Annotated in this window: 11 protein-coding genes and 1 pseudogene; 10 read left to right on the forward strand and 2 right to left on the reverse strand. The window is 45.9% G+C overall.

The window, feature by feature from the left end; translation table 11 throughout:
- The first annotated feature begins 38 nt into the window (after positions 1–38).
- The 6 genes and pseudogenes from FRZ59_RS04765 to FRZ59_RS04785 all read left to right on the forward strand — a co-directional run bounded on the left by FRZ59_RS04765 (position 39) and on the right by FRZ59_RS04785 (position 9,092).
- A complete protein-coding gene (locus FRZ59_RS04765; RefSeq protein WP_132128167.1) occupies positions 39–2,384 on the forward strand; it encodes a type I restriction-modification system subunit M in 2,346 nt (781 codons plus the stop codon).
- Positions 2,384–3,490, forward strand: a complete 1,107-nt coding sequence (locus FRZ59_RS04770) for an RNA/DNA-binding domain-containing protein (protein WP_225975190.1) — start codon at positions 2,384–2,386, stop codon at positions 3,488–3,490. Before FRZ59_RS04765 ends, FRZ59_RS04770 begins: the two co-directional genes overlap by 1 nt.
- 24 nt (positions 3,491–3,514) lie before the next feature.
- Positions 3,515–3,724: pseudogene (locus tag FRZ59_RS19880) on the forward strand (Fic family protein); the annotation flags it as partial.
- A gap of 4 nt (positions 3,725–3,728) precedes the next feature.
- A complete protein-coding gene (locus FRZ59_RS04775; RefSeq protein ID WP_207910214.1) occupies positions 3,729–5,141 on the forward strand; it encodes a restriction endonuclease subunit S in 1,413 nt (470 codons plus the stop codon).
- A complete protein-coding gene (locus tag FRZ59_RS04780; protein WP_132128169.1) occupies positions 5,129–8,167 on the forward strand; it encodes a type I restriction endonuclease subunit R in 3,039 nt (1,012 codons plus the stop codon). The genes FRZ59_RS04775 and FRZ59_RS04780 overlap by 13 nt, the downstream gene beginning before the upstream one ends.
- 4 nt (positions 8,168–8,171) lie before the next feature.
- Positions 8,172–9,092, forward strand: coding sequence for a restriction endonuclease (locus tag FRZ59_RS04785; RefSeq protein ID WP_132128170.1), 921 nt, complete (start codon positions 8,172–8,174; stop codon positions 9,090–9,092).
- 64 nt (positions 9,093–9,156) lie between these two features.
- On the opposite strand, the gene FRZ59_RS04790 is transcribed toward FRZ59_RS04785, so the two are convergent.
- A complete protein-coding gene (locus FRZ59_RS04790; protein WP_132128171.1) occupies positions 9,157–9,621 on the reverse strand; it encodes an SRPBCC family protein in 465 nt (154 codons plus the stop codon).
- Positions 9,622–9,884: 263 nt separating this feature from the next.
- On the opposite strand from FRZ59_RS04790, the gene FRZ59_RS04795 reads away from it, so the two are divergent.
- From FRZ59_RS04795 to FRZ59_RS04805, 4 genes are read left to right on the forward strand one after another with little or no spacing between them, the layout of a single operon-like run.
- Positions 9,885–10,730 carry a methylated-DNA--[protein]-cysteine S-methyltransferase gene (locus FRZ59_RS04795; RefSeq protein ID WP_132128172.1) on the forward strand — a complete coding sequence of 282 codons (846 nt, stop codon included), beginning with the start codon at positions 9,885–9,887 and terminating at the stop codon, positions 10,728–10,730.
- A 22-nt stretch (positions 10,731–10,752) separates the two neighbouring features.
- Positions 10,753–11,049 (forward strand): hypothetical protein, encoded by a 297-nt coding sequence (locus tag FRZ59_RS18830; RefSeq protein WP_225975191.1) that lies wholly within the window; start codon positions 10,753–10,755, stop codon positions 11,047–11,049.
- Positions 11,022–11,465 (forward strand): 2OG-Fe(II) oxygenase, encoded by a 444-nt coding sequence (locus FRZ59_RS18835; RefSeq protein WP_225975192.1) that lies wholly within the window; start codon positions 11,022–11,024, stop codon positions 11,463–11,465. The genes FRZ59_RS18830 and FRZ59_RS18835 overlap by 28 nt, the downstream gene beginning before the upstream one ends.
- Positions 11,466–11,512: 47 nt before the next feature.
- Entirely contained in the window at positions 11,513–12,133 is a 621-nt protein-coding gene (locus FRZ59_RS04805; RefSeq protein WP_132128174.1) for an alpha-ketoglutarate-dependent dioxygenase AlkB family protein, read from the forward strand.
- On the opposite strand, the gene FRZ59_RS04810 is transcribed toward FRZ59_RS04805, so the two are convergent.
- Complete coding sequence (locus FRZ59_RS04810) at positions 12,111–12,899, reverse strand: carbon-nitrogen hydrolase family protein (RefSeq protein ID WP_132128175.1); 789 nt, start codon at positions 12,897–12,899, stop codon at positions 12,111–12,113. The two genes, FRZ59_RS04805 and FRZ59_RS04810, sit on opposite strands and share 23 nt — an antisense overlap.
- Positions 12,900–13,144: the final 245 nt, after the last annotated feature.

Genomic DNA, 13,144 nt, shown 5'->3' on the forward strand with positions numbered 1-13,144 from the left:
CTAATTTTAACAGGTTCTAAGCTAACTAAAGGAAAAAGATGAACCCAGCCATACACAATAAACTTGTTTCTTTTATCTGGTCGATTGCAGACGACTGCCTGCGCGATGTGTACGTACGTGGTAAATACCGGGATGTCATCCTGCCCATGGTAGTGCTTCGCAGACTGGATGCTTTACTGGAACCTACCAAGGAACAGGTGCTGGAAGAGTTGAACTTTCAGAAAAATGAGGCAAAATTTGCGGAACTAAATGAAGCTGGATTAAAGGCAGCATCCGGATATGTGTTTTACAATACCAGTATATGGACGCTGCAGCGGCTTTACGGTAGCGCCACGAATAGCCAACAGCTACTGTTGACCCATTTTGAGGATTATCTGAACGGTTTCAGTACCAATGTGAAGGAGATCATTGAAAAATTTAAACTGAGAAGCCAGATCAGACACATGGCATCAAAAGATGTCTTACTTGCTGTCCTTGAGAAATTCACCTCGCCCCGCATTAATTTAACACCTTTCGAGAAAATCGACCCGGAGGGCCGGAAACTTCCGCCTCTATCAAATCTGGGCATGGGATATGTCTTTGAAGAGCTGATCAGGAAATTCAACGAAGAGAACAATGAAGAAGCTGGAGAACACTTTACTCCCCGCGAAGTAATTGACCTGATGACCCATCTTGTTTTCGAGCCGGTGAAAGGCAAGCTGCCCCCGGTAATGACGATCTATGACCCTGCCTGTGGAACAGGGGGAATGCTTACAGAATCACAAAATTTCATCAAAGATGAAGAAGGTATAATCCGGGCCACGGGAGACGTTTATTTATTCGGTAAGGAAATCAATGATGAAACCTACGCTATCTGCAAGTCGGATATGATGATCAAGGGTAATAATCCTGAAAATATCCGGGTAGGTTCTACGCTTTCCACCGACGAGTTTGCCGGCAGGAATTTCAATTTTATGCTTTCGAATCCTCCCTACGGCAAGTCCTGGTCAAGTGAACAAAAATATATAAAGGATGGCAAGGATATTATCGATCCACGTTTCAAGATTAAGCTTGGCAATTACTGGGGCGAAGATGAAGACGCCGATGCTATACCCAGGTCCTCGGACGGGCAATTGCTTTTCCTGATGGAAATGGTCAATAAAATGAAACCGCTTAGTCAAAGTCCGGAGGGAAGCCGTGTCGCGTCGGTACATAACGGATCCAGTTTATTCACAGGTGATGCAGGAGGAGGCGAAAGCAATATCCGTAGATATATCATTGAAAATGATTGGCTGGAAGCAATTATTCAATTGCCTAACAATCTGTTTTACAATACCGGCATCACCACCTATATCTGGGTGTTAAGTAATAATAAAGCCTCGGGTCGGATAGGAAAAGTTCAGCTGATCGATGCCGGACAGCTCTACAGAAAGCTTCGCAAAAACCTTGGTAACAAAAACTGTGAATTTGCCCCTGAACACATCAGGGAGATCGTAGACGCTTACCTGAATATGCAGTCAGTAGAGCGGAAGGACAATGATGAAGGGATTGCTTCGCAGATTTTTGACAATACCGATTTCGGATATTATAAAGTAACTGTTGAACGCCCTAAGCGCCTGAATGCGCAATTTACAGCTGAGCGAATTGCCGAATTACGTTTCGACAAAGGCCTGAGGGAACCGATGCGCTGGGTTTACGAGGAATTCGGGGAAGAAGCATACACCAGCCTGCCCCGGCATGAGAAGGCCATCACTGACTGGTGTGACCGGGAGGACCTGAATCTGACTTCCAAACAACTTAAAGCGCTGTTAAGCCCCGCCACCTGGCAAAAGCAATTAAATTTACTGAAAACCGCGGGCCAGCTTATGGAATCCGTTGGGGATGCGATTTTTAATAATTTCAATATTTTCAGGGAGAAAGTGGAAGCAAACCTGAAGGCAAAGAAAATAAAACTTTCTGCCACGGAAAGGAATATAATTCTTAACGCTGTTAGCTGGTACGACACAAACGCTGAAAAAGTAATCAAGAGCCGGGTAAAACTTTCCGGCGACAAACTGAAAGAACTGCTTAAGCATTTAAGCTGTACCGAAAGCCAGCTGCCGGATTATGGCTATTTCGAAACTGAAAAAAGGGGCGAATATATCCAGTACGAACCTGAAAGCGACCTGCGGGATACCGAAAACGTACCCCTTAAAGCGTCCGTTTACGATTATTTTTTACGGGAAGTAAAGCCACACGTATCCGAAGCCTGGATTAACCTGGATGCTACGAAGATCGGCTACGAGATAAGCTTCAATAAATACTTCTACCGTCACAAACCTCTGAGAAGCATAGAGGAAGTGACAGCGGATATCCTGCAGCTTGAAGCTGAAAGCGATGGATTGATCAAAGAAATACTTGGGTAGTGCCAGAGACTAACCGCATAGAATATAAACGAGAACTCAGTACCGATGTGGATATTGAAAAGGAGGTCATTGCCTTTTTGAATTATCACGAAGGAGGTGCTATCTATATTGGCATTAGTGAGGCCGGCAGGATAATTGGGGTCGAGGATGCCGACGGCGATATGTTAAAAATCAAAGATCGGGTCAAAAACAACCTTGCTCCGTCTGCGATGGGTTTGTTTGATGTGGTGACAGAAGAACGTGAGGGCAAGAACGTTATAAAAATCATTGTAGCCAGTGGCCGCGAGAAACCATATTTCAAAAAGAAATTCGGGATGACTGAAAAGGGCTGTTACATCCGAGTGGGGACAGCCGCAGAGCCCATGCCGCAGCCGATAATCGAAAAATTATTTGCCACCCGTACCCGCGATTCCATTGGCAAGATCCGATCGAACCGTCAGGATTTAACTTTTGAACAGCTTCGAATCTATTATGAGGAAAAGAGCAAGCCACTCAACAAGCAGTTCAAAAAGAACCTGGAATTACTCACAGAAGAAGGTACCCTCAATTACGCAGCGTATTTGCTGGCCGATGAAAACAATGTTTCCATCAAAGTGGCAAAATATAAGGGTGTGAACCGGATTGATTTGATTGAGAACAATGAGTACGGTTATTGTTCGCTGATCAAAGCAACCAAAAGCGTATTAGACAAGATTGAACTGGAGAATCGTACGGCAACACAGATCACGTCCAAAGAACGAATAGACCGGAGGCTATGGAATCCGGTAGCGCTCCGCGAAGCCGTTATCAATTCGATCGTACATAATGATTTTACCCGTGAGGTGCCACCCAAATTCGAAATCTTTTCAGACCGTATAGAAATTACCTCAGCGGGTTCATTGCCGGAGGGGTTGAGTGAAGAAGAATTCTTTGAAGGCGTTTCCATTCCCCGTAATAGGGAATTAATGCGTGTTTACAGGGATTTGGAGCTGGTGGAGCAGCTTGGATCGGGTGTGCCACGTATTTTGGGAAGCTATGGAAAGGAATGCTTCCGGTTTATGGAGAACTTTATCCGGATGACGTTCCCTGCTTCGAAAGAAGTAACCCCCCAAGTAACCCCCAAGTAACCCCCAAGTAACCCCCAAGTAAGACGCTTATTAACCGTCTTCAAGGGAGAACACAACCGGCAGGAATTGCAGGATATGCTGGGGTTATCTGACAGGAAAAATTTCCGGACAAATTATCTGAATCCGGCCATTGAAGCAGAATTTGTTAAATTAGTAGATCCCAACAGCCCGAAAAGTAGAAGCCAGCGGTATGTATTGACAGAGTTGGGAGAACGAATAAGAAATATTGGATAGAGAAATGGCCGAAGTACAAGCTATAAATACTGGAGCAAGTTGGGAAAGGACGGAACCGTTGATTTCGCACCAATCCGTTGCGAAAGATTCCGGAGATGTAGTCCCAGTGGCAAAGATGGAATTTAGTTTTAAAAAATATTCTGCTTACAAGGACAGTGGTGCAGCGTGGCTGGGTGAGATCCCGGACCATTGGGAGCTAACGAGACTGGGCACAAAGTTCGAGGAAAGAAGAACAAAGGTTTCTGATAAAGATTATCCACCACTATCAGTAACTAAGCAAGGTATTTTACCACAGTTGGATCAAGCTGCAAAGACCAATGATGGTGACAACAGAAAGCTTGTAAAAGCAGGTGATTTCGTAATAAATAGTAGATCAGATAGAAAAGGCTCAAGTGGCGTGGCCAATATTGATGGTTCGGTTTCGCTCATCAATATCGCTATGGAACCAAAGGATGTCAATCCCATGTTCTGTAACTATCTTTTAAAGAGCAATTCATTTATTGAAGAGTTCTACCGGATGGGGCATGGAATTGTAGCCGACCTCTGGACGACGAGGTTTGATGAAATGAAGGCCATCATTATTGGAATTCCACCCAAACCAGAGCAAACCGCTATCGCCAATTTTCTCAACAGAAAAATTGCGCTAATCGATAAAGCCATAGCTATCAAAGAAAAACAAATCGCCCTCCTCAAAGAGCGCAATCAGATACTTATACATAATGCCGTTACACGGGGACTGAACCCTCACGTGAAATTAAAGCGGAGCGGGGTGGAATGGATTGGGAATATTCCGGATAATTGGGAGGTGAAGAGGTTAGCTTCTTTTGGAGCTTTTTCAAAGGGAGCTGGAATTCCACGAGATGAACTGACGGACGAAGGAGTGCCGGCAATTTTGTATGGAGACATATATACTAAGTATGAGATCGTTGTGAATAATGTTTATCATAAGATTTCTACCAAAACGGCAAAAGGCGCGAGAAAGATAGCCAAGAACGCACTTTTATTTACAGGTTCGGGTGAAACTGCGGAAGACATTGGCAAATGTGTAGTGTATCAGGGAGATGATGCCGTTTACGTAGGAGGAGATGTTATTATCTTTGAACAAATTGAGAACGATAGCCTTTTTTTATGCTATGTTTTAAACACAAATGGGGTAAAAGTACAAAAGGCAAAACATTCGAAAGGTGAAATTATCGTTCACACTTATGCATCAAAATTGAAAGAAATACGCGTACCCATTCCGCCAAAATCGGAGCAAACGGCTATTGCTTCCCACATAGATACTACCACCACCAAAACCAACGCCGCCATCTCCCTAAAAGAAAAAGAAATCGAAAAACTAAAAGAATACAAAACAGTGCTGATCGACAGCGCGGTAACAGGTAAAATAAAAGTAGAAGAACTATGCCCAGCTTAACCAATGAGCAGGCTCTGGAGTCTGCCATCGAAGAACGGCTTACCGGCACCAGCCTGGAGAAACTGAAGGCAAAAGGCATTATAGGGACGGATATTTCGGAAAGGGCACCGGATTATCGGGCCGGTAACGGGTATTACATCGGTTTCCCTCATCATTTCAACGCTCGGCATGCTGTTGATGAAGAACGATTTTGGGATTTTCTGGAGCGGACTCAAAAGCAGGAACTGGAGAAGTTGCAGAGGCAATCCGACTGGAAGCCCAAAATACTGGAACGGCTGGATCGTATGATAAAAAAATACGGGGTTCTTCGATTGCTACGGAAGGGATTGGAGGTCGATGATGCCCATTTTACCTTGATGTATGTGCTGCCGCTTGCAGGCAGCAGCGAAAAGGCAAAGCAAAATTTTGAAAGCAACCAGTTTAGTGTTACCCGTCAATTGCGTTATTCGCTGAGCAATCCAGGTGAGGAAATTGACATGGTACTTTTTGTGAATGGGTTGCCCATTGCTACAATGGAACTCAAGAACCATTGGACGGGGCAGAATGCCAAAGTACACGGTCAGAATCAATACAAGTTTCAGCGCGATATTACACAGCCTCTTCTCCATTTTGGCCGCTGTGTGGTACATTTTGTGGTGGACACGGATGAGGTGTATATGACCACCCGGCTGAACGGGGCGGAAACCTTCTTTTTACCTTTTAATAGAGGCTACAACATGGGGAAGGGCAATCCGCCTAACCCTTTCGGGCATAAGACGGCTTACTTATGGGAGAACATACTAACCAGGGAAAGCATCGCGAATATTCTGCAGCACTTTGTTCGCTTTGACGGCAAGGAAACGGATCCCTTAAGCAAAAGAACCTTGTTCTTTCCGCGCTATCATCAACTGGATGTTGTGCGAAAGATTATAGCTGATGCAAGTAAAAAGGGTGTGGGGCAAACTTACCTGATACAGCATTCCGCAGGTTCCGGTAAGTCCAACTCAATTACCTGGTCGGCCTATCAACTAATTGAAGCCTATCCTGAAAATGAATCAGTCAGGGGAAGCCGGGGCATTACCCATCCGCTGTTCGATTCTGTCATCGTCGTTACTGACCGCAGATTACTGGATAAACAGCTCCGCGAAACTATCCGGGATTTTTCGGAAGTAAAGAACATCATTGGCCCGGCATATTCTTCCCCCGAGCTTAAAGAGAACCTGGAAAGCGGAAAACGAATCATCATTACGACTATTCAGAAATTTCCGTTTATCGTGGACGGCATTGCAGATTTGAGTGACAAATGCTTCGCCGTAATTATTGATGAGGCGCATAGTAGTCAAAGCGGCAGGGCTTCCGATAATATGAACCGGGCAATGGGAAGCGGTAGCGAAGAAGACGTCGATCCTCAGGATAAGATTTTGAAAGCCATGCATTCCCGCAAAATGAGGGGTAATGCTTCTTATCTGGCCTTCACAGCTACTCCAAAAAATGCCACCTTGGAAAAATTCGGTGTACAACAAGCGGATGGAAGTTTTAAGCCTTTTCATCTCTATTCGATGAAACAGGCCATAGAAGAGGGTTTTATTTTGGATGTGCTGGCCAATTATACCACTTACAGGAGCTATTATGAGATAAGGAAGTCAATCGAGGAAAATCCTTTATTTGACACGGTAAAGGCGCAGAAAAAGCTTAGAGCTTTTGTAGAACGCGATCAACAAACCATAGCCATCAAGGCGGAGATCATGCTGGAACACTTCATAACACATGTGGTTAAAAAGAAGAAGCTTAAAGGCAAGGCTAAAGCCATGGTGATTACGCAGAGCATTGAATCGGCCATTCGTTATTTTTTCGCGATCCGGGATTTGCTGAAAGAAAAAGGAAATCCGTTTAATGCCCTAGTTGCCTTTTCAGGAACCAAGCGTGTTGACGGACTGGAATATACCGAAGAAGCAATCAACGGCTTTGGAGAGAATGAAACGCGGGATAAATTTGATGCCGATGAATATCGGATACTGGTAGTGGCTGACAAGTACCTAACCGGTTTTGACCAGCCGAAATTAACAGCCATGTACGTGGACAAGAAATTACAGGGCGTGAAGGCTGTTCAGGCGCTATCCAGATTGAACCGGTCAGCCGATAAACTTGGAAAAAAAACCGAAGACTTGTTCGTGCTGGATTTCTTCAACTCGACGGAAGATATTAAAACGGCTTTCGACGATTTCTATACGGCCACGACACTTAGCAAGGCAACTGATGTAAACGTATTGCACGAGCTTAAGTCCAGTTTGGACGATGGCGCCGTTTATGAGTGGGCGGAAGTAGAGAGTTTCGTGGAAAAGTATTTTGAAGGAGTGGACGCGCAGGAATTAAGTCCCATCATCGATGTTGCCGCTGCCCGGTTCAATGACGAATTGGCACTGGGGGACAACGACAAAGCCGACTTTAAGATCAAGGCCAAGCAATTCGTGAAAATTTATGGTCAAATGGCTTCCATTCTCCCGTACGAGGTTCTGAAATGGGAAAAACTATTTTGGTTCTTAAAATTCTTGATTCCCAAACTTATTATCGCCGACCCGGAACAGGATGCTCTCGATGGGCTGCTGAATTCGGTTGATCTTTCCACCTACGGACTTGAGCGGGTAAAACTAAATACAGCAATTAGCCTGGACGCCTCGGAAACAGAACTTGATCCTCAGAATGCTAATCCAAGGGCAGTTCACGATGGAGAGCGGGCTGAAGATCCGCTTGATAATATTATCATAAGTTTCAACGAACGGTGGTTCCAAGGCTGGGACGCCACACCTGAAGAGCAGCGGGTGAAGTTCATCAATTTAGCGCGAAGTATAAGTTCACATCCTGACTATAAAGAAAAGTATGCCAAAAATAGCGATACTCAAAACCGGGAAATTGCCTTTCATAAGATCTTTGACGAAGTTATGGCCAAACAACGTAAGCACGAACTCGACCTGTACCGCTTGATTTCGCAGGATCCCGCCTTTAAATCAGCTATGCAAGGGACCCTAAAACGCATATTGGGAGTGTAGTGTTATGCCAATTCCAGATTATCAATCCATCATGTTGCCGTTGTTGAAAGCAATTTCTGACGGCGAGGTACATTTATTCAAGGATGTCGTAAATATTCTAACTGTTAAGTTTAATCTCTCCGAAGAAGAGCAAAAGCAACTGTTGCCAAGTGGACAGGCATTCTTATTCCCCAACAGGGTAGGATGGGCAAGAACATACTTAAAAAAGGCCGGCCTTATTGACACGCCTAAACGGGGAATATTAGTAATTACCCCACGCGGCACAGCGATTCTAGAGGAAAAGCCGAAGCAAATTGACAATAACTTGCTGAAGCAGTTTCCCGAATTTGTTGAATTCCAGCACTACAAGAAGCAAGATACCACAACCATAGAGGCAGTTGCATCGTCTTCGTCTGACGAGCAGACCCCGGAAGAAATTATTGAGAACGCCTATCAAAAAATACGCGCAGCTTTGTCTATAGAACTTCTTGATACCGTGCGCGAATTATCTCCTTTCTTTTTCGAACGCTTAGTAGTGGAACTATTAGTAAAAATGGGGTATGGAGGTTCCATGAAAGATGCCGGAGAAGTAATTAAAAAAACCGGAGATGAAGGCATTGATGGCACCATCAAGGAAGACAAACTCGGATTGGACATTATCTATATTCAAGCCAAGCGATGGCAGGCTGGTAATATGATCGGAAGGCCCGAACTGCAAAAATTTGTAGGCGCACTGGCTGGGCAGGGAGCAAAAAAAGGAATATTCATAACCACCTCGTCCTTCACAAGGGAGGCTTTAAACTATATTCCTCGTAACGAAACAAGAATTGTTCTTATTGACGGCGAGCAATTAGCTGAATTAATGATCGATCACAATTTAGGCGTAGCTCCGCACCGAATGTATGAGATTAAACGATTAGACAGTGATTATTTTGTAGAGGAATAGGTAGATGCTGTGAACGCAGGGTACAGCGTTCTGAAAATTCTATCCGGTAATCGCAGCGCTAACCTTAACCTTCGCAGATCTCTTTCAGTTTATCGAGGGCTTTGGGATACGTGATCCGGAAGTATTCCAGCATCTGATCGTTCACATCAATATCTACTGTTACGGTAGTTGTCCCGTCCCGGCTTTCAAAAGTGTAGTTTTCGAAGCCTTGCCATTCTTCGGCGACCGGCCCTTCGGTGAGTTCATTTTCTCCATCCACAATGCCTGTGTATTCGATGGAAATATGCCGGTTCGGGGTATTTTCCCTGATGTAGCCTACCATGCCCTCGCGTTTGCCTTCTTTGCTTGCGCCAATAAACAGGATTTTCGAACCCTTTTCCCAGCTTCCTTCAACATCTCCGCCCCCTTCGAATTCAGAGGAGGGATTGAATACTGCGGTCCACTGTTTGAATGTTTCTTTGCCGATCATTGTTTTATACACCTTGTCAACGGCTGCATTAATCTCTTTTTTGAATTGCAGGGTTTCCATCTTTGTGTGTTTTATAAGGTTATACCAATCATGTCATAACAAAGGTAAGGCCTTGTTCCTGAAACTGGATTGGCACAATACGACAATATTGAGGGGTATCTGCGACAAAAATGTTTTGGGATGATTCGCTAAAGGCTGATCTTAGCAAATTCCGGATTTTTTTTCGCGAAGAACCTTCCGACATTTGTATTGTCCGACCCGTTCCCGGACCGGCGAAGAAAAGCTATTAAGTAATAATGTATCCGGGATCAAGATCAACAAATATGAAAGAACAGGAGATCATTAATTATAACCGGATTGCGGCAGCGATCGATTATATCCGGCAGCATTTCAGAGAGCAGCCCGGCCTGGAGACAATTGCGGAAAAGGTGCATTTAAGCCCCTTTCATTTTCAGCGGCTGTTTACGGAATGGGCGGGAACAAGCCCCAAGAAGTTTCTTCAGTATATCAGCGTGCAGCATGCAAAACGCATACTCAAGGGCAATGAAAGCGCCACCTTGTTCGATACGGCTCATGAAACAGGGCTATCCGGTACCAGCCGGCTGCACGATCTGTTTGTAAATATTGAAGGGATGACCCCTGCCGAATATAAGAACGGAGGGAAAGACCTTTCGATCAATTTCAGCTTTGCGGAAAGCCCTTTCGGTAATCTTATTGTCGCATCTACGGATAAAGGCGTATGCTATATGGCTTTCGAAGATGATGAGCAGCGGGCGCTGGAAGGCCTGAGCGCTAAATTTCCCGGAGCTGCCTTTCAAAGAAAACTGGATATGCTTCAGCAAAATGCGTTGTTTATTTTTCAATCGGACTGGAGCAAGCTGCCCGAAATCAAGCTGCATTTAAAGGGAACGGCCTTCCAGCTGAAGGTTTGGGAAGCTCTGCTCAGGATTCCCATGGGAGGGCTGAGTACGTATGGCCAGATCGCGCAGCAGTTGGGAAGCCCGAATGCATCCCGGGCCGTGGGTACAGCCATCGGAAGCAACCCGGTGGCCTTCCTGATCCCCTGCCACCGCGTTATCCAGTCAACAGGTGCGATTGGCGGCTATATGTGGGGAAGCACACGTAAAACAGCAATTATTGGTTGGGAAGGGGCTAAAGCCGGAATCTAAAGCCGGCGTCTAAACATATAATATGGGATCTTTAAAAGAAAAACTGGCCGCTTTTAACTGGTCGGGTGTTTCGGAGGATATGCACCGGAAAGGATTCGCCCTCATTCCGGGAATACTTTCGGCCGAGCAATGTGAATTGCTAAAAAGCGGCTACCACAGGACCGAAGGATACCGCAAGACGGTGGTAATGGAACGCCACCGCTTTGGCCTGGGCGAATACAAGTATTTTGATTACCCGCTGCCGGACGTCATTGACGAAATACGGGGAACGCCTATCCTTTTCTTGCGCCGATGGCCAACGAATGGATGGAGGCGCTGAACATTGACCGGCGGTTTCCGCCCGTACATGCTGAATTCCTGGAAGAATGCCACCACAAAGGGCAGCTGAAGCCGACCCCGCTTATATTGAAGTACGGGAAGGGAGGCTTCAATACCCTTCACCAGGACCTTTACGGCGAGGTATATTTCCCTTTCCAGCTGGTCTTGTTCCTGGACGAATACGGAAAAGACTATTCCGGAGGCGAATTTGTCATGACGGAACAGGTGCCGAGGGCACAGTCGAAAGCCATTGTACTAAAGCCGGGAAAAGGGGATATGCTTGTTTTTACGACTAATTTCAGGCCGGTAAAAGGAAGCAGAGGGTATTACCGCGCGGCTATGAAACATGGAGTAAGCGAAGTGCTGAGCGGCGAACGCCATACGTTAGGCATCATCTTTCATGATGCATTAAGTTAACAGATCGCCTGCATCAATGGCAGGCGCTTTGAACCAAAGAAATAGAAATGGACTTATTTAATAGCGGGCCGCCGGAAAGCATAAATTTACTTCCCAAAGACGGGACCGTGAATTATTACGGCAAACTGTTTTCACCCGGGGAAGCAGATCATTACCGTGACAGCCTGTTCGAACATATCGAATGGAAAAGCGACGAGGCAATGATCTTCGGAAAACTGGTCCGGACCAAACGAAAAGTGGCCTGGTACGGCGAGCGCAATTTTGAATATACGTATTCCGGTGTCACTAAGCGCGCGCTGCCCTGGACGGAAGAGCTATTGGCTCTGAAGAAGGCGGTGGAGGAAAAAACAGGCGAAAAGTTCAACTCCTGTTTGCTTAACCTGTATCATAACGGGGAAGAAGGAATGGCCTGGCATAGCGACGGTGAAAAGGATCTGAAAAGAAACGGGGCCATCGGCTCCCTTAGCTTTGGTGCGGAACGAAAGTTTGCGTTCAAACATAAGGAGACGAAGGAAACCGTTTCAATCATCCTGGAACATGGCAGTTTGCTCGTAATGAAAGATGCGACCCAAACTCACTGGCTGCACCGCCTGCCGCCCGCCAAACGCATCAGCAAAGCCCGTATCAATTTAACCTTCCGGACAATTACCGGTACAGATCTTCTTTAAACCTCTTTGCCAGTAAGCCGGTGGCCAGTTCCGGATCAATTTCCGCAACAGTTATCCCTGCTTTCCCATAGGGCGCGTGGGCAACGCACCTGCCGTCCGGGCTTATGACGGAGCTGGCTGATTCGGGATAAAGGGAAGCATAATTTGCGCTTGCAAAATAGATCGTATTTTCCAAAGCTCTCATCATCATGGCTTTTTCATAATAAGGATTGTCTTTGTTTCCCCATTCGGTAAGCGGGACGCCTTCTTTATTGCTCCCGGTAAAATAAGGATGAAATACGATCTTGGCGTCCCGCCGGGCGGCCCATCTGACCAATTCAGGATAACGGAAGCCTTCATGGCAGATAACAATCCCGAATTTTAATCCATTGATTTCAAAAATACTGCGTTCGGTGCCGGGAATCCAGAAATCATCTTCACTTGGATCCAGCTGGTTTTTGGTTTGGTAACCTAATGGCTCGCCTTTCTCTGAAATTACCTGCGCCACATTTGAAAAACCCAGCGGATGCGGCCAGTCCATGGGTAAAATGATACCAATGGACTGGCCCGCCGCAATCTTACGCGCTTTATCTAATGCCGATCGTAATTTTTCCGGCGAACGGTCTTCCTTCCTGTATCCCATTCCGCGGTAACCGGGCAGGAAGGACTCCGGGAAACAGATGATTGCTGCCTGTTCCTTAGCGGCGTCCTGCGCCAGCTTTTCAACCCAGTCAAGGCCTTCATTTATGGATCGGGGAATCGGTGGGGAAGCCAGTGCTATTTTCATAACGATCTTTATTCCGCTTTTTTTCAAATATCGCTTTTTTCGACGGTTTTATATCCTTTCCGCAATACCCTTCCCGCAATTAGTTTATGCGCTACCCGCTCACGCTCTTTATTACCTGTTCAGGCTCCACCCGCTATCTGTTTTACGTTGCCCCGCTACCTTCTTACGCTCCGTTCTACCTGTTCAGGCTGCCCCGCTACCTTTATGCTCCTTCGCTATCTGTTTACGTTGCCCCGCTACCTTCA

It is taken from the genome of Anseongella ginsenosidimutans (genome assembly GCF_008033235.1).
GTDB classification, from domain to species: Bacteria; Bacteroidota; Bacteroidia; order Sphingobacteriales; family Sphingobacteriaceae; genus Anseongella; species Anseongella ginsenosidimutans.